This is a genomic window from Sorlinia euscelidii (assembly GCF_036452135.1).
GTDB lineage: Bacteria > Pseudomonadota > Alphaproteobacteria > Acetobacterales > Acetobacteraceae > Sorlinia > Sorlinia euscelidii.
In genome coordinates this window covers 437,158-459,868 of the sequence record NZ_JAWJZZ010000003.1, presented here as the reverse complement: position 1 = coordinate 459,868, position 22,711 = coordinate 437,158, and the positions used below count along the sequence as shown (strand labels likewise).

Below are 22,711 nucleotides of genomic sequence, written 5' to 3'. Positions count from 1 at the left end.
CATGCTGGTAAAGCCGCGTCATGGGCTGCGCAGGATAAAATTTCCTGCGGTGGTCTGCGTTTCATCCGTTCTCTTCGCCGCGCCACCTTTGCGGGCGCAGGAGGCCCCGCCGGAAGATGAGGCGCCCAAAGTGCCGAGCCTCCATCAGCAGGCCCGCGAGTCGAAATTACCGCGCGCCCATGCGGACTTCAGCCTTTTTCATTTTATTCCAAAGGGTGACGAGGTCATTCAAAGAGCCGACTCAAAGCAGCTCCTGTTCCGCCGACCGGATGGAACGCCCGATGGCTATGCACAGCAGCGCGGAACTGCTATCTTTTATTATGACCGTTTCGGAAATCTGACACAGGTGCAACGTATTGGTGTTCGCGTCGGCAAGACGCCTGAAGAATAGCGACAACAGATACTGTCAAAAAATGCGGCGTTGTTTTACGGCTCAAGCCTGAGATGCCGCTTTGCGCTTGGTCATTCCACATTTTGTGAAGGATAGATCATGCTCGAATGCAGAGGTTATGCGGCTCAGAGTGCCGATGAAGCTCTCAAGCCGTTCTCGTTCAAACGCCGCGATGTCGGCCCGAAGGATGTACGGATTGCGATCGCTTATTGTGGCGTCTGCCATTCCGACATTCATATGGCGCGGAATGAATGGAGAAGCACCATCTACCCCTGCGTCCCCGGCCATGAAATTGTCGGTGAAGTTGTCGAAGTCGGGAGCGCGGTGACACGCTTCAAAAAAGGTGACCTCGCCGGTGTGGGCTGCCTGGTGGATTCCTGCGGGCATTGTCAAAGCTGTCAGGAAGGGTTGGAGCAATATTGCGAAACCGGTTCCACCATGACGTATGGCAGTGACGACCCGGAAATGGGGACGCCAACATTTGGCGGTTACTCTGACGCAATCGTCGTGACGGAGAAATTCGCGCTCAATATCCCGAAAAATCTTGATCTCGCCGCTGCTGCCCCGTTGCTTTGCGCCGGCATCACCACCTGGTCCCCCCTCCGTCACTGGAAGGCCGGACCCGGCACGCGTGTCGGGGTCATTGGCCTCGGTGGTCTCGGCCATATGGCGTTGAAGCTGGGGCGGGCGCTGGGCGCGGAGATGACGCTTTTCACCACGTCGCAAGGCAAGGTGGAAGACGCCAGGCAGCTTGGTGCGCATCATGTGGTGATGTCAAAAGATAAGGAGGAAATGGCACAGTGCGCCGGTAAGCTCGACCTCATTATCGATACGGTTGCGGTCAAACACCCGGTTGAACCTTACCTCGCAACCTTGAAACGGGAAGGCGTTCTTGTCTTCGTCGGTCTGCCGGAGGATCCTTTGGGTTTCATGCCGATGGATCTCGCCTCCAAACGGCGTTCCATGTCGGGCTCCTTCATTGGCGGAATCCCAGAAACGCAGGAAATGCTCGATTTCTGCGGTAAGCACAATATTACATCGGACATCGAAATGATCGCGATCAAAGATATCGAGTCCGCGTATGGGCGTATGCTGAAATCAGATGTAAAATATCGTTTCGTCATCGACCTTAAGACGCTTGAGAAAGCGGCGTAAGGGTCACGCTCAACCAGACGTTGTGACGGTCAGCAGACCGTCACAACAGCCCCGAGCTCCCGGATTTCTGCCAGGCGTTCGGGGTCGACCTGCTTATCCGTCAGGATCGCGTCAAATTCCTGCAATTGAGCGAGACGATGGAGCCCGCCCGCCCGGAACTTCGTGCTGTCCGCCAGCAGAACGCAGCGATCTGCAATATCCATCATCGTCCTTTTGACTTTGACGACGTCCTGATCATTCTGATAGGCCGTGCCGTCCGCGATGATGGAGGTTGACACGAAGAATGTGTTGGCCCGCAGCGCACGTGTCGCCTGCTCACAAACCAGGCCGAAAAAGGCGTTACGAGCGCCGTTATACTCACCACCAAGGCAGATCAGCTTGATGCCTGGGAAGGGGGCCATGGCTTGCATCACGCCCAGCGCATTTGTGATAATCGTCAAGGGGGCCAGGGAAGGCAGGAGCGGCAACATTTCAGCGACCGTCGTGGAGTCATCAAGCATGATGACATCGCCCGGTTTCACCATGGATACCGCTTCCCGAATGATTTCCCTTTTGAGGTCAGCGGCGCGATGCTGCCGGTAGGCGATGTTTTTCTCGGTCCTAGCGCGGTTTTTAAGAGAAACGCCGCCATGGTTTTTGTCGATCAGTCCCTTATCCGCCAGATTATGTGCATCGCGATGGATGGTCATGCGGCTGACACCGAAATTATCCGCGAGGCTCTCGATGCTCATACTGCCATGTTCAAAAAGCAAATCGAGAATGCGCTGCTGGCGGGATTTCAGATTACGACGCTTGAGACTTGTCGTCTGCGTATCGAAGAGGAGCGTTCCGTTATTATCACTCATTTAGTATGTCCTATCCCTTCTTTTACAACCGCTCAAATTAACGGACGCTCAAATCCTACAACCTTGCTGAAAGTCTCATTATTGAAACACTATCACTTTAGATTTGTTATCTCAACCACAAAAACCTACGAGCTATCGCGCCGAATCAATGCTATCTCCGCGTGCAATCCTGCCCTATGACACTACCAAAAATCCCTGGACGGGTTGATCACATTATATCGGACGGATTTTGAGCCCGTCACGTGACGTGGTAAAACGACGCCATGCATGAAATGGAGAAGATTATGCGCAGCAAACCGCTTTGGGTCGGCACGAGTTGGAAGATGAACAAGACACCCGGGGAGGCGCGTCAGGCCGCGGAGGCGCTGGCAGAAATCGCATTACCATCCCATATCAGCTCATTCGTCATCCCCCCTTTCACGTCAATTGCGGATATTTCCCGCATCCTGGAGAAATCTCCTTTCCAGGTGGGGGCACAGAATATGCATTGGGAGGATGAGGGCGCCTGGACGGGCGAAATCTCCGCCCCCATGATCAAGGAAAGCGGTGCCACCATCGTCGAAGTCGGGCACTCCGAGCGCCGCACTTATTTCAATGAGACAGATGTCACTGTCAATCTCAAAGTTGCCGCAGCGGTGCGCCACGGTCTGACACCCCTCATCTGCATCGGTGACACGGCGGAAGATCACCATTTCAGCGCGACGCATGAGACATTGGCGCGGCAGGCCAGGATCGCCCTTCACGGTTTGACATCGGCGCAGGTCTGCAAGGTGCTTTTCGCTTACGAGCCCGTCTGGGCCATCGGGGCCAAAGGGCGCGCGGCGGCGCCCGATTTTGTGCAGGATGCCCATGCACGTCTGCGCCAGCATCTCACAGAGATTTACGGTGCCGAGACGGCGCGCGCTGTCAATATCCTCTATGGGGGCAGTGTCTCCCTGCAAAATGCTGCGCAATATGTCGGGCAGAAAGATATTGACGGCATCTTTATCGGCCGCGCCGCATGGGCCCCAAAAGATTTTGCCGCCATCATCGAAGCCTGCGCGGCCTCATCGACGCGGCAGTAACAGATTTGGACGCGCCGGGAACTTCGTTTCCGGCACGTTATGAGAAAGGACAGAGATTATGAAAATCGCGATCGCGGGTGACAGTGCCGGTGAGGGACTGGCCCATCAGCTGACAACCCACCTCCAGAAAAAGGGCTTCGATGCGACCGACCTTTCCAAACCGGAAAGTGGCGCGGCGGAGCTTTATGCAAGCCTGAGTGAACGCGTCGCTCTCGCGGTGAAAGAGGGCCGGTTCGAGCGCGCCATTCTCTGTTGTGGCACGGGGATCGGGGTCTGCATTTCCGCCAATAAGATCCCTGGCATTCGTGCCGCCCTCACCCATGACACTTATTCAGCCCAGCGCGCGGCGCTTTCCAATAACGCGCAGATCATCACGATGGGCGCACGCGTTATCGGGTTGGAATTGGCGAAATCCATTGCGGAAGCCTGGCTGAATGAAACATTTGACCCTGCGAGCGCCTCGGCAAAAAATGTTGCCGGCATTGATGCGCTGGATAGGAAATACGCCGCACCCAAATAAGCCGGGTACCCGACGCGTTATGCAGAAAAGCGGTCCTTCGGGGCCGTTTTTTTTGATCAGAATTAAGCAGCGGACGATAACGAACAGCTGTTAGCCAACCCGGATGGAAATGATATCTTAAGACCGCGTCGGTCAGAGGAAGGGATATTGGTCGCATGACGAAAATCTGCAATGCGGAGGCATCACGCTTTGCCAAAACGGCTCTACAGGGTTTTGCCCTCGCCCATGCGCCCATAGTGCGCCTTCTCCCGGATGGGGTCATGCGTCGGGAGACACCGGCTGACCCGAAAGTTGCGTTGGTCGTTGGAGGCGGATCAGGCCATTATCCTGCGTTTCTCGGTTATGTCGGGAAGGGTTTTGCGGATGCGGCCGTCGCTGGGGATGTTTTTGCCTCGCCGTCAACGCAGGCCATCATCCGGACGGCCCGCGCAGCCCATCAAGGGCGCGGCATCATATTGGGTTACGGAAATTACGCGGGCGACGTCCTGAATTTCAGCATCGCGGCGGAGAGGCTGAATGCTGAGGGCATCCCGACGCGCCTCATGGCGGTCAGCGACGACGTTGCCAGCGCACCGGTTGCGCGTCATGTTGAGCGCCGTGGCATCGCCGGCGATCTCTCCGTCCTTAAAATCATGGGTGCTGCGGCGGAAGAGGGGCTTGACCTCGATACGGTCATGGCGATCGGGGAGAAAGCCAATCGCCGGACGCAGAGTTTGGGCGTGGCCTTCGCAGGATGCACGCTTCCCGGTGAAACGGCGCCGCTTTTTACCGTGAAGGCGGGCCAGATGGCCATCGGCCTTGGTGTGCATGGTGAGCAGGGGTTGGAGGAAACGCTGATCCCTGACGCGCAGGCGCTCGCGGAACGTCTCTGCGCAGCGCTCCTTGCCGAAAAGCCGTCAGACGGGTCGCAATCTGTTGCTGTCATCCTCAATGGATTGGGCGCCTCGAAATATGAGGAGCTTTTCGTCCTCTGGACTCATATCACCGAGATACTGAGACGGCACGAGCTGAAACTCGTCGCGCCATGTGTCGGAGAGTTTATCACCAGCCTCGACATGGCGGGTTGCTCCCTGACGCTCACCTGGCTCGACACCGAGCTGGAATCGCTCTGGCGCGCCCCCGTCATCAGCCCGGCCCTAACGCGTGAACGCATTGAGGGGGCGGGGCTTCAGGCTTTGACGCCTGAACCTGCCGAAGCGACCGTGCCGACCCCCGCCGCGACGGAAGAAGGCAGGCAGGGCGGGCGCTGCGTCGCGCGGGTCATGACGGCGATTGCGCAGGCTCTGGCCGCGGCGGAGGTCGAGTTGGGACGTATTGATGCGCAGACGGGCGATGGGGATCATGGGCAGGGTATGGCGCGCGGCTCTGACGCGGCCGCCAAAGCGGCGCGCGCGGCGGCGCAGGCTGGCGGGGGTGCGCGCACCGTCCTGGCGATTGCCGCCGATGCCTGGGCGGATCGGGCGGGTGGCACGTCAGGGTCGCTTTGGGGCGCCGGTCTGCACGCCTTCAGCACAAAGCTGAGTGATGAGAAGCAGGCAACAGCCCATGAGATGGCGCGGGGTGTCATGGAAGCAAGGGATGTCATCATGCGTCTGGGCGGGGCGAAGCCGGGCGATAAAACCCTGGTTGATGCGCTTGACCCTCTGGCGACGTCTCTCGCGGCTGAGACACAGGAAGATCTTGCCGCCATGTGGGAGAAGGGCGCGGAAGCCGCGCAGCGGGAAGCAGAAGCGACGCGCCTTCTTCAGGCCCGGCGTGGTCGATCACGCACCCATGGGGAGAGGAGCATCGGCCATCCGGATGCCGGTGCATTGTCGCTTGCGCTTGTCGCCCAGGTCGTTGCCCGATCCTTGAAGCAGAGAGCGGAAGTTTGATTGAAACCCTGGTCAAGCGGCAAGCAGGGGAATGATATCCAGCTGCGTACCGTATGACGCGATCTCGTCTTAGCCCTGAGGTGACTCTGACGGGAAAAAGCGGTTCTGATAATTTTGCGGGAAATGCGTCTTATGGGCGGCCCACGCCGTGCAGGCCGCATCATCCTCAAGCAGAACCGCATCGAAACCGCAGCGCCGCATGAAGTCGATTTGATCTGGAAGCGGGTGGCCCTCCGCCAAAATCTCTCCAGCAAACTTCAACTTTTCCCGTAAAGCGCGTGCCTGGGTGAAGGCGCGTCCGTCCCGAAAGCTCGGGAAAACGAGGATAACGCTTTGTAGATGCGGTAAAAAAGGCTTCAAATCCGCAATATCGTCATCAACGTTCAAGCGGATGGAGGTCGCGGCCCCCGTCGCCTCAGGCAGCGTCACGGCAGCGCTATCGGGCGACATGGGTGATGAAACGCAGCTTTTAAGGTCAAACCGTTTCATATGCAGCTTCCTTGAAGGGTAATTCGCCGAGACGGTCTAAAGTCGCCAGGAAACTCTCATCCTGCGCGCGAAGCTCAAGAAAACGATCAATGATCCGCGCAATCGCATCGACCATCTCATCCTCTTTTAGAGCGGCACCGAGGATGGACCCGACTTTGCCATCCTCACCAGCGCGTCCGCCCAAAGTGATCTGGAAAAACTCCTCACCGCGTTTATCGACGCCGAGCAGGCCGATATTCCCGACATGGTGATGCCCGCACGCATTGATGCATCCGGAAATATTGATTGAAATCGGTCCGATCGCCTTCTGTAGGGCGAAACTTGCAAAGCGTTGGCTGAGTTTCTGCGCGATCGGGATGGAACGGGCATTGGCCAAAGCGCAATAATCAAGTCCGGGGCAGGCGATAATGTCGCCAATGAGATTATTCGCCGCGCCACCAAGACCGATCTCCTGCAAGGCCGACCAGAGGCGGAAAAGATTTTTCCGCGCAACATGCCCGAAAACGAGATTTTGCAGGTGGGAAACGCGAATTTCACCGAAGCTCATCTCATCCGCCAATGCGGCGATGCGTGCCATCTGACCACTCGTCAGATCGCCGGGGATTTCTCCGGGCGATTTAACGGAGATCGTCACCACCGCATAAGCATCGTTTTTATGTCGGGTGACGTTGCTCGCCATCCATAGATCGAAATTCTTATCCTGCTGACGGTGGGCAGAGATGTCGGCCGCCGCCGTATCCGTCTCTGTCAGGGTCGGGACCGCGAAGCGCGCTTTGATCTTGTCCACAATTTCAGGACGCAGCGCATAATGCCGGTCATCCATTATCTGGATTTCTTCCGCCACCTGACGACGAAATTCTTCAATACCAAGATGTTGCAGCAATATCTTCAGGCGGGCTTTATAGATATTATCGCGCCGGCCATGGGCGTTATAAACGCGTAGAACAGCCTCCACCGTTTTGAGGAGGTCCCATTCCGCCACATCATCAAATAATTCCTTCCCCACCAGAGGCGTGCGGCCGAGGCCCCCGCCGACGAAGATGCGGAAGACCGGCCCTTTTTCAGATTGCCGGGCCAGAATACCAATATCGTGGAAACGCGCCGCGACCCGGTCCTCAACGCTACCCGTGATCGCAATTTTGAATTTACGGGGCAGGAAGGAGAATTCAGGATGCAGGGTTGACCATTGACGCAGGATTTCCGCATGGACGCGCGGGTCAAAAAGCTCATCATGCGCCGCGCCTGCAAAATGGTCGCTGGTAACGTTACGGATGCAATTGCCACTTGTCTGAATGGCGTGCATGTCCACCTGTGCCAGTTGACGCAATATTTCCGGCGTCTGCTCAAGCGATATCCAATTAAATTGGATATTTTGACGTGTTGTGAGGTGACCGTAACCGCGATCATAATGTTTGGCGATGTGCGCAAATTGCCGCATCTGGCGACTATCCAGAACCCCGTAGGGAATGGCGACACGCAGCATGTAAGCGTGCAACTGCAGATAAAGCCCGTTCATGAGGCGTAGCGGCTTGAATTCGTCTTCCGTCAATTTACCGGATAGACGACGTTCAACCTGCTCGGCGAACTCATCGACGCGCGCTTTGAGAAATGCACGGTCAATCTCTTCATACTGATAGTGGCCGATCGGGCTTCTAGAACTCATGGTGTTGATTTTACTGCAAATTGTGGGTGCGTGGTTGGGCCGAATGCCCGGATCCTCTCGCGCATGCTGATGGGTGAGGGCGGGTGCCCCGGCGTAACGGGCACTTCATAAACATCAATGATGCCATCCCCGGCCGCACGTTTGGATGCGTCATCGAGATAGGTTTGAAACACGTCTGAATCAAGCTGCTGGGCGTCATAAATGGAATTTGACCATTGGCCGGAAGCCGCAAGCCATACAATACGCCCATCCTTCAACCGGTTACCCGTGATGACAACCTTATTATCATCCGCGATGCGGATCGAGCGTTTCATCTCATGCGCCTCAAATCGATTTTGAACAACGTGCCCAGTATTTCAGCCCTTTAACTTTGTTGCAAGACAGATTACCCCGCCGCATTCCGCGTTGGTGACGCACCCGCCACGGCGTTGAGTTCGATCTCGACGGAAACGGGACAATGGTCGGACGGCTCAACTCCATCGAATTTCTGCATAGATGTCATTACCCGTAAGGAATGATTGCCGAATGCCGCGCGTCCCATGGCCCCCAGGATAATATGATCGATAAAATATTCTCCGCCGTGACAGGGGCTTGCCAGACCTTCTGTCGCAAGCGTGAGCTTTGCATCACGCGATAATAATTTAAAAGCAGGATCTTGATCGGTAAAGCGTCGATTGAAATCGCCAATCAGAATAAATGGAACGCCCTCACTTTGCCGGGCCGCCACCCAATTCGCGACGATCGATAATTGCCGATAGAGAAGCGGGCAGGCATGGAGGCGTTGATTGAGGGGCTGCTCCCAACACCCTGTTTTGAGGTGCAGCGCCAAAATGCGAAGATGCTGCTTCCCAATGGCAATTGTGAGATCGAGACCCTCCCGCAAAGGATGGTGGCCTTTCGGACTGACATTGAGTGCCATGAGGGCCGGGTTGAGGGTGACGTCATAGCCCCGCCGCACGGCCACAACTACCCGTTGCGCAATGGGGGTGGGCGTCATGAAAAACTGATAGGCCCCGTCCTTGAATAATCCGGTTAAGGCGTTTGCGCCATCAACCTCCTGTAAAGCGATGATATCCGGGGCAAGTTTTTCGAGGGTAAGGGCGATGAGGCGGTAATCCTCAGGGCCGCGATCCGGTCGGTCAAAGGGAAGAGACGGGTCGCTAAGTGGGCGGTGCGAAAGCCATTCCATATTCCAGGTGGCCAATTTGATGCGCGCCGCCCGCACAGGTGTCGTGACGGCCAGAGCCAGTAAGGCCAGCGCGATGCCGTTGTTATTTAGCCTTAAGATCGTCCAGCAACTCTTTGACCGGACGCGTTTTTCTCGTTTGTTCATCGAGTATGATGACCTGGCCCGAACCAATATCGTAGAACCATCCCTGTAACGTTGCCTCCCCGAGAGACAGCGCCCGCACGACGGCGGGATGCGTCCTGAGATGGGCAAGTTGCAGCAGAACATTCTGTTCGGCAAGCTCCCTTACCGTGGCGGGGCCGGCATCCTGCGCTTTGAGACCTGTGACCGCGGCGCGCGCCGCTTCGGCATTTTGCAGCCAGCGACGGATTGTCGGCATCTCATCAAATTTGGGGGAGCTGAGGTCACACAATGCCGTCATCGCGCCGCAATTTGAATGGCCGCAGACTACAATATGTTTTACTTTCAGGGCCATAACGGCATATTCGACGGCGGAGGAAACGCCCCCCATCATCTCTCCGTGAGGCGGCACGATATTACCGACATTGCGGACGATGAAGAGGTCCCCTGGTAGGGTCTGGGTGATGAGATTGGGGTTGATACGGCTGTCTGAGCAGGTGATGAACAGCGTCGAGGGGGATTGCGACTCCGCGAGGGTCTCAAATAACGCCTTATGCTCTTTATAGACAGTCTCGTCGAAAAGCTGAACGCCCTCAAGAAGGCGGATAAGGCTGTTTTTGATTTCTGGCTTCATTCAGGCGCTCTTTGCTCTCGCGCGATGGCTTATCGGCCCGCGCAGTTGTAAGATTTTTTTCAAACAACGATGCAGGCCACCCGTTCCTTTGTCCACCGCAAACCGCCACGGAAAAACTTTGTCACGAAGCGGTCATATTTGCGCAAGAATTTCCCGCATTTTCGCAAAAACCTTGTCCTTCTCAGGGTGCGGCCCACCCGCCTGGGCAAGGGTTTTACTGCCACCACCGCCTTTACCCCCCATGACTTCACCTGCTGCCCGGACGAGGCTGACCGCGTCGAGTTTGTCCGTCAGATCCGGCGTGACGCCGATCACGACGCTACCTTTACCGTCCGCGTCAGATAAAGCGGCAATCACGGTGTTCTGCTGCTTTTTAACAGCATTTTCAGCCGCGTTCCGCAATTCACGCGCGGGGAGGTTCTCGATGAAGCGCGGGATGAAGGTGATCTTGCCGATGATCTCCTGATCAGCCGCCGAGGTGGCGGAGGCCATCTTGACCTGAAGGTCCGCCAGTTTCTTCTCAAGCGCTTTCCGCTCATCCAACAGACTTTGCACGCGCGCTTTGGCATCCGCGACAGGGACGCGGAGGAGGGCGGCAATGTCTTTCAAACTCTGCTCGGTCTGCCGTGCGAGTTCCTCCGCCTTGCGGCCGCACACAGCTTCAATCCGTCGCACCCCGGCCGCAACGCCGGACTCGCTGAGAATGCGGAAAACGCCGATCTCACCCGTATTGTGCACGTGGGTGCCGCCACAAAGCTCAATGGAGTAGGCGTTTCGATCCGATTCCGCAGCGCCCATGGAGACGACGCGCACCTTATCACCATATTTCTCACCGAAAAGCGCCATTGCGCCCTCGTTCTGCGCGCTCTCCGGTGTCATTTCCCGCGTCAGGACGGGGTGGCTGGCCCGGATCATCGCATTCACATCCTGCTCAACCGCCCGCAACTCCTCTGACGTCATGGCTTGTGGATGGGAGAAGTCGAAGCGCAGGCGATCCGGGTCATTGAGGCTGCCTTTCTGCGTCACATGGGCGCCCAGTTTGCGGCGTAGCGCTTCATGCAGCAAGTGCGTCGCCGAATGGTGCGCCCGCGTGTCACGACGCCTGTCCCCATTAATCTCCGCCGTGACGGAAGCACCGACCCTGACCGGCCCCTGCCTGACCTTACCGTAATGCACGATCAGATCATGATTACGCCGCTGTGTCTCTGTGATCTCAATATTGATCCCTGAGGCGGAGAGATGCCCATGATCACCCGCCTGCCCGCCGCTCTCCCCATAAAAAACCGTGCGGTCAAGGATGATGGCGATCTCGTCTCCGGGGACGGCTTCCGTCGCAATCTCGCCGCCCTTGACGATCATCTGGATGGTCGCTTCGCTTTTCTCGGAATCATACCCGGCAAAGTCCGTCGGACCAAACTTCTCCAACGCATCAAACCAGATGGAATCCGTCGCCTCATCGCCTGACCCCGTCCAGGCCGCGCGGGCGCGGGCGCGTTGGGATTGCATGGCCGTCTCAAACCCTGCCACATCGACTTCAACATGGCGCTCCCGCAAAGCATCCTGCGTGAGATCGAGCGGAAATCCGTAAGTATCGTAAAGTTTGAAAGCCACGTCCCCCGGCAGCACAGCGCCAGCGCCGAGCTTGTCGAGTTCCTGATCCAGCAACGCCATGCCGCGATCCAGGAGGGCAATGAAGCGCTCCTCCTCACCACGCATTGTCTCTGTAATCAGGGCTTCGTAACTGCGCAGCTTCGGGTAGGCTGCCCCCATTTCGGAGACGAGGTTCGGCACGAGGCGGTAGAACATTGGTTCCGTCGCGCCCAACCGTTTCAGGTGGCGCATGGCGCGGCGCATGATGCGGCGCAGCACATAGCCGCGCCCGTCACGCGCCGGCAGCACACCGTCGGAAATCAGAAAAGCGGAGGAGCGCAGATGGTCGGCAACAACGCGCTGGCTGGGTAGCATCGACCCGGCCGTGTCCGTGCGAGTCAGCGCAGCGGTTGCCTCGACCAGACCATAAAGGAGGTCCGTCTCCCAGACATTCTGCTTGCCCTGCATGACGGCGGCGAAGCGCTCCAGCCCCATACCCGTATCGATGGAGGGGCGGGGTAATGATGTCCGCGTGCCGTCTTCACCTTCAAAAAACTGCATGAAGACGAGGTTCCAGATTTCAACGAAACGGTCCCCATCCTCTTCCGGGCTGCCGGGCGGGCCACCCCAGACATCGGGCCCGTGATCATAAAATATCTCTGAACACGGGCCGCATGGCCCTGTATCCCCCATGCGCCAGAAATTATCATTCGTCCCGATGCGGATGATCCTGTCATCACGCAGCCCGGCAATGCGCCGCCAGAGTGACGCTGCCTCCTCATCCTCCGCATAAACGGTGGCGAGGAGCTTTTCCTTCGGGAGGGCGAAGCCTTTGGTGAGGAGCGTCCAGGCGAATTCGATGGCTTCGGCCTTGAAATAATCGCCGAAAGAGAAATTGCCCATCATCTCGAAAAATGTCAGATGGCGCGCCGTGTAACCAACATTATCGAGGTCATTATGCTTCCCGCCCGCCCGCACGACTTTCTGTGCCGTTGCCGCGCGCTGATAGGGCCGGGTTTCCTGCCCGAGAAACACATTCTTGAAGGGCACCATCCCCGCATTGGTGAACATCAGACTCGGGTCATTCTGCGGGATCAGCGATGCGGAGGGAATGACTTCATGCCCGCAGGATTTGAAGTAATTCAAAAAGGTGGCGCGGAGCTCGGCAGTCGTATTGTTCAGGGCTTTGATCGTCATGGTCTCTCGGGACGCTGTCAAACAAGAAGTGTGAGGCCTCTCCCTATTACAAATATCCTGTAAAGAAAATGGATAAGGGAGAAAATCCTGCTGACATGCGTCGGAGTGAGCAGGTCTCAGTAAAAACGGGGCGGTTAGACGCCCTTGCCTGATTTGGCGCGATCTGCACGAAATACAAGCCGATCTGAAAGATTGAAATTGGCCGCAAGCCCGATAATCGCACCGACCGCCACCGGAATAACCGGATTTTTTTCACAGAAGGGAAGGCTAAAGCTCAGGATGAGTGCCGCACCACGATTAAGGACAAATCCGAGACTATTGGCGCTGAGAAAGCGCATCCACTGCGTAAGCACGTGTCCGCCATGAGAGATATGGCCGTAAGTCCAGATGCGATTGACAAACCAGTTGATGGAGCAGGCCACAAAAAACCCGGCCAACAGCGCGCATGTCAGCCCGATGAACGGCCGTAAAAGATAGACAGTGCCGGTATCCCACAGAAATCCGAAAGATCCGACGACGGCGAAGCGCAGAAACCGGGCGTAATCTCTGCCGGTTTTCTGGGGGCGGGGCGCGGGTTCGGGCGCGGGGCGAGCGTCAGTCATCGTCTTTCCAGGATAGCGAAGCCTCGGCGTGGTGTCATGTCGCGACGTCACGATTGAAACGCCATTTGAACCAGCCATAGATGGCGAGAAGCATGAAGCCGCCATAGAGCGCGGCCGTGGCCTCCAGGCCCCGGGAGAGGAAGAGGAGGACATAGGCGCCGTTTGTGACAATCCAGGCAAGCCATGCCTGCCGGAGACGTTGCGCCATCCAGTAAGTTGCCAGAACGCTGGAAGCTGACAGCATTGCATCCGCGTAAGGAGCAGGATCACGCGACCAACGCGATAAAGCTAGGCCGAGCAGGATACCTGCAAAAATCGTGCCGCAACATTGCGTCGTAAACCATCCAGGTGTTGGCGCCGGGCGGAATGAGGTCAATGGCTTTTTCCGCCATAACATCCACCCGTAAAGGGACAAACTGATAAAAAGAAGCTGAAGCGCGGCATCCGCATAAAGATGCTGGTCACCGAATATGTAAAAATAGCAGCCAGCGGCGATGATGTTGATGGGCCAGCACAGCACGACGCGTTGCGTCTCCAGAAACACGCCACATGCACTCAATACGACGCCCGCACATTCGACAAGGCTCATAGGGTGGCACCCGGTTTTTCACCCTGCACGATATATCGCAGAAGGGATTCACCTGGCGGCGTCTGGAACCATTCCACATGGCCGATGAAATATTTCTCGAACGCCACCCGCGCACTGTGATCATCATGGAGAAGAGAAGCAAAATAGCGATGTTCACTGAGGGCGAAATGGACATGACAAAGGGGCAGCACGGCGGCCAGCGCCTGGCGTGACGTTGCGGAAAGCGGCCGTCGCGCTTCATAACCGCGCAGGAAGGCCCCAAGCGCATCGTAACGCACCTGCCATTGGCTCATGTCGGGGGCCAGCCAGGTGATCATGCTGCGTTCAATCGCGATGGCGAGGTCAAAAAGGGTGGAGGTGCGATCCGCCATGCCGAAATCGAAGACGGACACCGGCACGGCATCCTCCCCCGTGCCCCGCCACATCAGGTTGGAACCATGCCAATCCCCATGGCCCCAGCATGGCTTATGGTGCGACAGGAGGGGGTTCAACGCGTCATGAAATGTGTGAAACGCGGCCCTTGCCTGCTTGTAAGCCGAATGGTGGAGAAGCCCTCTCCCTGCCGGCGTCAGATCCGCGACCGCTGCATCGAGGGCAGATGCGAAATCGTCGCGGCGCAGCATGTCCATATTTGAGACCAATTGGGGATCAGCTCGCGCCGGGGCGGTGTCATCCTCCATCACATCATGAAACTGCGCGAGGAGTCGACCGGCCGCGTGGGCCTGCGCGGGGTTGAACCACCCCTCCCATGACGGAACATCGCGGTAAAGATCAACGTCAGGCGATGCCGCCGTGAGTTCATAAACCCAATCGCCGCACCGTGTGACCGTCTCCCCCTGAGTATTTTTGAGGAAAGGCTGCACGGGCAGGGCGCGGCCCGCTAGATATTGCGCAAAGCGATGCTCCTCCCGCAGGCTGGCCTCGTTTTTAACCCGGTGGTCATGTCGTTTGACAAAAAACCGACCTGATGCGCCGCTGAAAATACAGGCGGAGGAAAAAGGGCGCGGCGAGTGGTGGCTGATTTCCGGCGCATCTTCGAGAAAAGGGTAGTGGGGAATGAGCAGTCTTCTCTCCGCCTCTGTCATGGCGGGCCAGATACGGGGGGCCATCGGGCCATCGACGCCAAACTGATGGTCTGCGTGTTCCTCCGTCAAAACCCTGCACCTGCCGTGAAAAGCACGGCGAAGCCGCTGCCAATGTAAAAGAGCGGGTCACTCGCCGCGATACGCGTGCCGCGACGGCCGATTGTGTCTCTCCCCGCAAGAGTAACGCTCGAGACGCCTGAGAGGGCGTGGTTATTGCCGATATTGGTAAAGTTCACGCGGATATTCGGGGCTTTCAATCGCAAGCGATCGTCAAATCGATAGCCCAGCGCGAGATTGCCCGTCACATAGCCCGGCATCGCAACGTCATTCATGAAGCTCGCATATTGCCGCCCGGTATAATGGGCCGTCGCCATCCCGAAAACATGCCCATTATCATAAGAAAGGCCGATAGAGGCCTGGAGGGCAGGACTGCGTACCGCGATTTTACCCCGGGTCGGCAGGAGGTCACGATCGACGGCGATGTCATTATCGATCGTCGCATGAAGATACTCGGCTGAGATATAGGGGCTCCAGTGATGATAGGGTCGCATCGAAATTTCAACATCCACGCCGCGCGAGGTCTGCCCGCCTGCATTCACCGTCGTCTGCACCGGCGCGCCGAAGCGGAAAATCTCGGTCGTTATCTGCCGATTTGTAAAGTTGTAGTTGAAGAAAGTCACACTGCCCAGAAGCTTTTTGCCGAAATATCGATAACCCAATTCCTCCGAAATTGAATATTCCGGATTAAGCTTCTGCGCCCCGTCCGTTACGACCGCCCCCGATGTAACATCGTAATAATCGTAAAATGCCGTGCTTGATGGCGCGCGAAAATTGGTAGTGACGTTTGCGAAAAGCTGATGTTCCGGCCGGAAATGATATTTTATCGACATGCGAGGGAGCGGCACCTGATAGCTCCCACCCGTGCGATATTGCGGACTGGGAAGATTATTTGTCCCCCGGATCGCGTAGATCACATCTTTAAATCCCGCCTCCAGCACCATTTTATCCCTGAAAAGTGACAATCGGTCACTGACATAGAGCGCATTGACCTGCCCGATCGTGTGAAATGCGCTGCCATAGAGAGGCTGCCCGTCAGGCAGGGAGACAAGGCCGCTTTTCTGGCGCGCCCAGAGATTTGGCGCGCGGCCATCCGGCGCGACGGGCGTGAAGGATTGCACCTCGCGATCATCGGAATAATCATACCAGTAACCGAAAGTCAGCTTATTGCGCCCGGTTTCGAGACTGAGATGGGCGTTAAAGCCGGTGCGATAACTTTCCTGCACGCCATTGGCCCGAACGACCGCATCACCCCCCTCGCCATTAAGATTGCGCAGATGGCCATTGACGGGCGTGACGCCATTATAGATGCCGGAAGTCGGCAGCGTTGCGCCACTCGCGACAGAACCGTACGCGGCCTGCGCATAAGGTGTGACTTGGAGGCTCAGATGATTTGAGAGGGCGAAATGACTGGGTAGTCCCCCGTAAAAAGTCTGCTCGGGCGCTTCCCATAAGCGGTAATAATTTTGTGCCTGCGCGACGTGACCCGCGTCATACCAGGCTTTGAGGTTATTGCTGCCGCCGATCCCGTCAGCATGCCACGCATCAAGCGTCACTTGTGGATAATAGCTGGAGACCGCGCGATTCCATGAGCCGATGAGGGAAATATCCGAGTGTTTTCGGATGGATTTCACGAATTTGAGATCAACATGCTGGCGGCGATCCTCCCCTGGGCCGCGCCAATTATGCGCCGTGGTGTGGGAGTAGGAAACAAAACCCCTCACGCCACTCTGACCGATCTCTCCGCTTTCAAGCCTCAGAAACTGGCGGCTGTTCGCGTAGGCGCCATAAGAGACATTGACGGTGCCACCCGGCGTTTTAGCAGGTTGAAGGTAGGTCAGCGCCATCAACCCGCCCGCAGCATTTAAGACGGGGTCGGAAATCGCCGCCGCGCCCTGCGTCACCGCGATAGTGCGGTAATTCTCCGCATCGGCAAATTGCGCGGGATAGGCGCCGTAATAGGCAATGTCGTTAAGTGGCGTCCCCTCGAGCGTAAACCCAAGTGCGTCGCTATTCAGGCCCCTGACCGTCACATTTGTATAGGGGGACAGGCCAAATGGGTCAGACGCCGCGACATTCGCCCCGGGCAAATTATTGACAAGCTGATAGGCGGAAAAAATGGGCGCCTGCGCGTCAATGAAGGGTTTGGAGACGATGCTGGTCGCCTGTGCCGCATAAACGGGGCGCATCAACCCCCCACCCCCGAAATCCGCTTTGTCATGCAGCGCTGACGCTTTGACTTCGATGGTTTCCGCTTCCGGGCGGGCAGCGGCGTTTTCTGCACTATGTGCTTGCAGGGGTAGGCCATAGAGGGTGAAAATAACCGCCCGATGCAGAAATCGGCGCGTCACAAAATAGTCCCGGCGCATGACGCAGCAACAGCCCCTTCTGCCTAATGAGTGCCGCAGAAGCGCCCTCCCCGTAGCCCTTCGCTGATAAAAGCGTTTTTGTGGCAGGTAAAGTTGATTCAACAAGTGACGCTTTTACGATTGGAAATGATGCGGGGACGCCACGCTTTTCAGGCCGTCAGACTTGACCCCGATTTCTCACGCATCATCAGACCGATGACGATGAAGGCGCCGATCACGGCGGAGAAAGCCGCGAGCATGAAAACAGTGCCATAACCGAAACCATCAACGAGCGCGCCCGCAATGGGTGCGGTGAAAGCATAGGCAACGTCCTGGAAAGCGGCAAACCCGCCAAGTGCGAGGGCGCGATGATCCGGCGAGACGACGCGCACCACATCACGCCCCAAAGCGGGATAGACCATGGAACAACCACCTCCTGCCAGCGCCGCGCCGAAAAGCGCTATGACGGGCGTTGCGGCGACGGAAATACAGGCAAGCCCGGCAGCTTCGAATAAAAGCGACCCCAAAGCGATGGGCAGACCGCCGAACTTGTCCGGCGTGGCACCGAGAAGGAGGCGGTTTGCCACGAAAGCCAGCCCGAAAAACGTCAGGCCGAGTCCGCCATGCCCCCAGTGACGATGATGAAAGGTGAGGGCGATATACGCCCCCAGCACGGCGAACCCGACACCTTGCAGCGCGACACCCGCACCATGCCATTTGATGGCGGAAAGAATGGCGATAAATGAGCGCCGCGTACCCTGTGAAGGTGGCACGTGTCGGAGACCGCGCGTCAGGATGAAACCAAGGCCGGGCAGGGCCATGCAAATAAGCATGAGGACGGCGAAATTCCAATGATGGTAAATCCACAACCCACTTGGCCCGCCCACCGCGTAGGCGGCATACATGGCCATCCCGGTGAGGGACAGAACCCGCCCCGACCTCTCATGACCTTCCAACCCGATGCCCCAGATATGCACACCGACCATCGTGTAGCTTTCCCCCACCCCGATCGTGAGTCGTCCGAGAATTAACATCCCGAAACGGAGGGTGAGTGGCAGCGCTGAAACAGCCGACAGGGCACAGAGGAAACACCCGATGGCATAAAGCAACAGGCCGCGATGCAGGGAGCGATCGCTACCGAGCTGGTCGCAGAACCGCCCGGCGCGCCCACGGGTCAGAAGGGTCGAGAAAAATGAGCATCCGACACTGACCCCCGCAAGGAAAGTGCTGTAGCCCGGCCAGCCTGTCACGAAAGGCGGGATCACAGCCAAGGGCATGGCGACAGCGAGATAGGTGAGGAAGAGGGCGATTGCGAGCCGGACCATGCCTGTCAAAATGACATCCTCAACGCCCCTGAGGGCCGAACCGATAGGCGTGTGCGGCCTGACCCTTTAGGACCCGCCACGCGCTTGCCCGGGTGTAAAACCTTGCCTGCCGGGCGCGGACGAGGTGACATGCGATGTGTCAGATGGCGGGGTCCGTCATGCGCATTATTCCGCAAATTGCTCCGCGATAATGCGCTCTGAAAGATCATTTTCCGGATCGAAAAGCAATGTCGCGCCAATTTCCCGCTCTTCCTGCACAAGAACCTCGCGGACATCGCGGATTTCCGTAAAATCGGCGACGGCGGCGGCGGGGCGTTTCTCATGCTCAAGGAGTGAGAAGCGGACGCGTGCCGAAGAAGGCAGGAGGGCGCCCCGCCAGCGCCGGGGGCGAAAGGCGGAGATGGGTGTCAAAGGCAGCAGTGTCGCATTGAGCGGTACGATGGGCCCGTGGGCGGACAGATTATAGGCGGTCGAGCCAGCAGGCGTCGCGAGAAGAATGCCATCGCAGACAAGTTCAGGCATACGTTCCACTTCGTCAATTTCGATTCGAAGTTTAACGGCCTGCCGCGTCTCCCGGAAGAGAAACACATCGTTAAAAGCGATGGCCTCGTGAATTTCACCTTCCACATCCGTGGCCTGCATTTTCAGTGGGCGCATGATGTTGGGCAGAGATTGAAAGAGGCGCTCCGGCAGATCACCTTCATTGAGAGGATTGAGCAAAAAGCCCACGGATCCGCGATTAATGCCATATGTCGGCAAATGATAAGGCAGGGCCTTGTGCAATGTTTCCAGGAGAAACCCGTCCCCCCAAGGCACACGACGACCTCTGCTTCCTCAAGCGCGACATTACCATATTGCGCGACGAGCTTCTCGTAAGAGGCCTGCGCCAAAGGCACGCGCGCGGCGCGGAAACAGATTTTGGTGGGAACGGAGGTGAAAACCGGCTGAGAGGCCAGGTCGATACTCATCGTCATTGTTGATACGCCGTCATGCCTGAAACCCTCCTACGCCGCGCGCCTGACCAACTATCATCAGGAAAGCAGCATCCTCGGTCATCCGTCAACAACGCGTGCTTTCGACACGCGTTGCGACGGTGAAGCGCCTGCTAAGAGGGTCGCGCGCTATGCTCAGGCGAGCTTTCCGGCAAGCTTGGCGACGTGCTCACCCAGGAAGCGCGCACCTTCGCGCTCCGTCTCATGGACGGCGCGTGAGCCATCGGGACCAGCAATCGTCGATGCACCGTAAGGCGTGCCGCCCAGCACCTCATCCAGCCCAACGAGACCGGGGAAGCTGTAAGGCAGGCCAGAGATAACCATGCCATGATGCATCAGATTGGTGATGATGGAGAAAAGCGTCGTCTCCTGACCCCCATGCTGTGACGCCGTCGAGGTGAAGGCCGCGCCCACTTTGCCAATCAGCGCGCCCTTGGCCCACAGGCCGCCCGTCTGATCCCAGAATTGCGCCATCTGGGACGGCATACGGCCGAAGCGCGTCGGCGCACCCACGATGATGGCATCATAGGCAACCAGGTCATCCGGTGACGCGACAGGCGCATTCTGGTCAAGCTTAAAGCCGTTCGCCTTGGCGGTTTCCTCTGAGACAAGTTCAGGGACACGCTTGATATCAGCCGTGGCGCCAGCGCGTTCCACACCTTCAGCAACGGCCTGAGCCATCTGCTCAACATGTCCATAAGTTGAGTAATACAGGATGAGAACTTTTGTCACAGGGTAACTCCTTTATCGACACAATAAGCGACGACACAGATTGATTATGCATTCAAAGGAAGGATCTGGTCTTCCTTGAGTGAAACGGGATCTCACAAAAAAACGCGGTGAAAACCGTGCCCGTCTGAAAATGACACGCGTGTTTTAATATTCAGGCTACACATGCCCGCCATCCCGACGCTGATCAACGTTGGCTCTCTCGCAGGAGGCAGATGCTGATCACCTTCATGATGTTTCACAGTGAGTGGAGATAGGGGCGGTCGCCGAGAGTTTAAAGGGGCATTTAACATACAAGTTTGTGAGGTCTGAAAATGGCGGCCGCCGAACCGGCGATTGCCTCTTATCAGCGATAATGGCATATCAGTCAGGCTCCATCTGCCGGAAAAGGGGGCAATCCACTTGTCAGTCGGTCATGGCGTCACCGGAGCGTCCTGCATGGAATCTTGGACGGGACCATATGATTATATCGTCTGAAAAAGAGGCTATATCCGTCCAGACGAGCGAGACCACGCGCTTTGAAGACGGGCTCACGCTGGAATGTGGTGAGACCATTGCCCCGCTGGATGTCGCTTACTGCACCTATGGCCGGTTATCGCCCGCGAAAGATAATGCCATCCTCATCTGCCACGCCCTGACAGGGGACCAGTATGTGGCGGGGCGCAATCCGGTCACCGGCAAGGATGGATGGTGGTCCCGCCTCGTCGGGCCAGGGAAACCGGTCGATACAAATCAGTATTTCGTCATCTGCGCCAATGTGCTGGGCGGCTGCATGGGTTCCACCGGGCCGAAAAGCCTTAAAGCGGATGGGGCGCCGTGGGGCACGTCTTTCCCGCCAATCACGGTCAGGGATATGGTTAGGGCGCAGGCCAGGCTGATCACACATTTGGGGATCGACCGGCTTTTTGCGGTGATCGGAGGCTCCATGGGCGGGATGCAGGCCATTGAATGGGTCGTGACCTATCCGGATCGCGTATTCTCTGCCCTGCCCATCGCGACCTCTCCCTATCATTCGGCGCAGAATATCGCTTTCAATGAGGTGAGTCGCCAGGCCATTTCGGCTGATCCCGACTGGCATGACGGGCGATACTGGGCGCATAATGTCGTCCCGGCGCGTGGTCTCGCCGTGGCGCGCATGGTGGCGCACATCACTTATGTTTCAGAAAAGGCCATGACGCGGAAATTCGGCCGCCGGACGCGCCGCAACCCGGCGGCTTCACAGGAAGGGGCTCAACTACCAGCCGCGTTTTTCAGTGAGATCTTCGAGGTTGAGAGTTATCTGCGCCATCAGGGGTCAAGCTTCGTGCAACGTTTCGATGCAAACTCATATCTGACGATCACGCGCGCGCTCGATTATTTTGACCTCGCCGCCGACCATGATGGCGACCTGTCCAAGGCTTTCAAAAACTGCACCACGCGATTTTGCGTCGTGTCTTTCAGTTCAGACTGGTTATTCCCCACGTCGCAATCCCGCGCGCTGGCCCGCGCCCTGAATCAGGCGGGTGTGAACGTTTCATTCGTCGAGATCGAGTCAGATCGCGGTCACGATGCATTCCTGCTTGATGAGCCGGATTTTGAGCGGACGATACGCGGCTTCCTCGAAGGGGCCCGACTCCATTATGTTGCCGCTGGAGCGCCCCATGCGGGTTGATCAGAAATTCATTGCCGACATGATCGTGCCGGGCAGCCGTGTCCTTGATATTGGCAGCGGAGATGGCACGCTGATAGACCATCTCTTCCGAACCCGCCAATGCGATGCGCGCGGTATTGAGATCAATATGGAAGATGTGACGCGCGCCGTTGCCCATGGGCTTCCCGTCATGCATGGCGACGCTGATCACGACCTTGCTGACTATCCTGACCTCGCATTTGATTATGTGGTGCTTCAACGCACCTTGCAGGCTGTCGGGCGCCCTCGAGAAGTCTTGAAGCAGATGCTGCGCATCGGCCGTTACGCGATCGTGTCATTCCCTAATTTCGCGCAATGGCGTTTGAGATTGCAGTTTCTCTCCACCGGGCGGATGCCGATGACGCGAGTCTGGAACACGCCCTGGTATGAAACGCCCAATGTCCATCCCTGCACGATCAGGGATTTCCTTGAACTATGCCGGTGTGATGGCTACCGCGTCGTCGCGTGGCTAGGTGTCAATGACACGGGCGCCTCGGCACCCTGGCGCCGCTCAACCCGCCTGGCCAATATATTTGCGGACCAGGCTGTCTTTATGTTGCAGCGCGCCTAAACACCTGTCTCCA

Annotated in this window: 20 protein-coding genes and 1 pseudogene; 7 read left to right on the top strand and 14 right to left on the bottom strand. The window is 57.4% G+C overall.

Annotation, left to right across the window (positions count from 1 at the left end; translation table 11 throughout):
• Window position 1 precedes the first annotated feature (1 nt).
• Together CGLAMM_RS07835 and CGLAMM_RS07830 are read left to right on the top strand one after the other, a co-directional pair.
• Window positions 2-391 carry a hypothetical protein gene (locus CGLAMM_RS07835; protein WP_394819880.1) on the top strand — a complete coding sequence of 130 codons (390 nt, stop codon included), beginning with the start codon at window positions 2-4 and terminating at the stop codon, window positions 389-391.
• A gap of 99 nt (window positions 392-490) precedes the next feature.
• The gene (locus CGLAMM_RS07830; protein ID WP_394819879.1) at window positions 491-1,546 is read left to right on the top strand and encodes an NAD(P)-dependent alcohol dehydrogenase; all 1,056 of its coding nucleotides are present in this window, start codon (window positions 491-493) and stop codon (window positions 1,544-1,546) included.
• Between the two features lie 29 nt (window positions 1,547-1,575).
• Here CGLAMM_RS07830 and CGLAMM_RS07825 read toward each other — a convergent pair whose 3' ends face one another.
• Window positions 1,576-2,391, bottom strand: coding sequence for a DeoR/GlpR family DNA-binding transcription regulator (locus CGLAMM_RS07825; protein ID WP_394819878.1), 816 nt, complete (start codon window positions 2,389-2,391; stop codon window positions 1,576-1,578).
• A 284-nt stretch (window positions 2,392-2,675) separates the two neighbouring features.
• Here CGLAMM_RS07825 and CGLAMM_RS07820 point away from each other — a divergent pair, with 284 nt between their 5' ends.
• From CGLAMM_RS07820 to CGLAMM_RS07810, 3 genes are all read left to right on the top strand, one after another.
• Window positions 2,676-3,455, top strand: a complete 780-nt coding sequence (locus CGLAMM_RS07820) for a triose-phosphate isomerase (RefSeq protein WP_418115538.1) — start codon at window positions 2,676-2,678, stop codon at window positions 3,453-3,455.
• A gap of 58 nt (window positions 3,456-3,513) precedes the next feature.
• Window positions 3,514-3,975, top strand: coding sequence for a D-erythrulose-4-phosphate isomerase (gene derI, locus CGLAMM_RS07815; protein WP_394819876.1), 462 nt, complete (start codon window positions 3,514-3,516; stop codon window positions 3,973-3,975).
• Window positions 3,976-4,130: 155 nt separating this feature from the next.
• Window positions 4,131-5,849 (top strand): dihydroxyacetone kinase family protein, encoded by a 1,719-nt coding sequence (locus CGLAMM_RS07810; RefSeq protein WP_394819875.1) that lies wholly within the window; start codon window positions 4,131-4,133, stop codon window positions 5,847-5,849.
• Between the two features lie 69 nt (window positions 5,850-5,918).
• Here CGLAMM_RS07810 and CGLAMM_RS07805 read toward each other — a convergent pair whose 3' ends face one another.
• The 13 genes and pseudogenes from CGLAMM_RS07805 to wrbA form a co-directional block, all read right to left on the bottom strand.
• On the bottom strand, window positions 5,919-6,338 hold the full coding sequence (locus CGLAMM_RS07805; protein ID WP_394819874.1) for a DUF934 domain-containing protein: 420 nt from the start codon (window positions 6,336-6,338) through the stop codon (window positions 5,919-5,921).
• On the bottom strand, window positions 6,325-8,001 hold the full coding sequence (locus CGLAMM_RS07800) for a nitrite/sulfite reductase (protein WP_394819873.1): 1,677 nt from the start codon (window positions 7,999-8,001) through the stop codon (window positions 6,325-6,327). Before CGLAMM_RS07800 ends, CGLAMM_RS07805 begins: the two co-directional genes overlap by 14 nt.
• On the bottom strand, window positions 7,998-8,315 hold the full coding sequence (locus CGLAMM_RS07795; RefSeq protein ID WP_394819872.1) for a DUF2849 domain-containing protein: 318 nt from the start codon (window positions 8,313-8,315) through the stop codon (window positions 7,998-8,000). The genes CGLAMM_RS07800 and CGLAMM_RS07795 overlap by 4 nt, the downstream gene beginning before the upstream one ends.
• 71 nt (window positions 8,316-8,386) lie before the next feature.
• Window positions 8,387-9,334 (bottom strand): endonuclease/exonuclease/phosphatase family protein, encoded by a 948-nt coding sequence (locus CGLAMM_RS07790; RefSeq protein WP_394819871.1) that lies wholly within the window; start codon window positions 9,332-9,334, stop codon window positions 8,387-8,389.
• Window positions 9,273-9,944, bottom strand: coding sequence for a carbonic anhydrase (locus CGLAMM_RS07785; RefSeq protein WP_394819870.1), 672 nt, complete (start codon window positions 9,942-9,944; stop codon window positions 9,273-9,275). The genes CGLAMM_RS07790 and CGLAMM_RS07785 overlap by 62 nt, the downstream gene beginning before the upstream one ends.
• A 132-nt stretch (window positions 9,945-10,076) precedes the next feature.
• Window positions 10,077-12,731, bottom strand: a complete 2,655-nt coding sequence (gene alaS, locus CGLAMM_RS07780; RefSeq protein WP_394819869.1) for an alanine--tRNA ligase — start codon at window positions 12,729-12,731, stop codon at window positions 10,077-10,079.
• 134 nt (window positions 12,732-12,865) lie between these two features.
• Window positions 12,866-13,333, bottom strand: a complete 468-nt coding sequence (locus CGLAMM_RS07775; RefSeq protein WP_418115537.1) for a GtrA family protein — start codon at window positions 13,331-13,333, stop codon at window positions 12,866-12,868.
• 34 nt (window positions 13,334-13,367) lie between these two features.
• Window positions 13,368-13,922, bottom strand: a complete 555-nt coding sequence (gene pnuC / locus CGLAMM_RS07770) for a nicotinamide riboside transporter PnuC (RefSeq protein WP_394819868.1) — start codon at window positions 13,920-13,922, stop codon at window positions 13,368-13,370.
• Entirely contained in the window at window positions 13,919-15,076 is a 1,158-nt protein-coding gene (locus tag CGLAMM_RS07765; RefSeq protein ID WP_418115536.1) for a phosphotransferase enzyme family protein, read from the bottom strand. Before CGLAMM_RS07765 ends, pnuC begins: the two co-directional genes overlap by 4 nt.
• On the bottom strand, window positions 15,073-17,433 hold the full coding sequence (locus CGLAMM_RS07760) for a TonB-dependent receptor (protein WP_418115535.1): 2,361 nt from the start codon (window positions 17,431-17,433) through the stop codon (window positions 15,073-15,075). Before CGLAMM_RS07760 ends, CGLAMM_RS07765 begins: the two co-directional genes overlap by 4 nt.
• A 149-nt stretch (window positions 17,434-17,582) precedes the next feature.
• Window positions 17,583-18,737 carry an arabinose transporter gene (locus CGLAMM_RS07755; protein WP_394820103.1) on the bottom strand — a complete coding sequence of 385 codons (1,155 nt, stop codon included), beginning with the start codon at window positions 18,735-18,737 and terminating at the stop codon, window positions 17,583-17,585.
• Window positions 18,738-18,902: 165 nt separating this feature from the next.
• Window positions 18,903-19,705: pseudogene (locus CGLAMM_RS07750) on the bottom strand (NAD kinase).
• Window positions 19,706-19,864: 159 nt separating this feature from the next.
• Window positions 19,865-20,461, bottom strand: a complete 597-nt coding sequence (gene wrbA / locus CGLAMM_RS07745) for an NAD(P)H:quinone oxidoreductase (RefSeq protein ID WP_418115534.1) — start codon at window positions 20,459-20,461, stop codon at window positions 19,865-19,867.
• A gap of 457 nt (window positions 20,462-20,918) precedes the next feature.
• Between wrbA and metX the strand changes: the two genes are divergently transcribed.
• Together metX and metW are read left to right on the top strand one after the other, a co-directional pair.
• Window positions 20,919-22,109, top strand: a complete 1,191-nt coding sequence (gene metX, locus CGLAMM_RS07740) for a homoserine O-acetyltransferase MetX (RefSeq protein ID WP_394819863.1) — start codon at window positions 20,919-20,921, stop codon at window positions 22,107-22,109.
• Window positions 22,099-22,698, top strand: a complete 600-nt coding sequence (gene metW / locus CGLAMM_RS07735) for a methionine biosynthesis protein MetW (RefSeq protein ID WP_394819862.1) — start codon at window positions 22,099-22,101, stop codon at window positions 22,696-22,698. Before metX ends, metW begins: the two co-directional genes overlap by 11 nt.
• Window positions 22,699-22,711 lie beyond the last annotated feature (13 nt).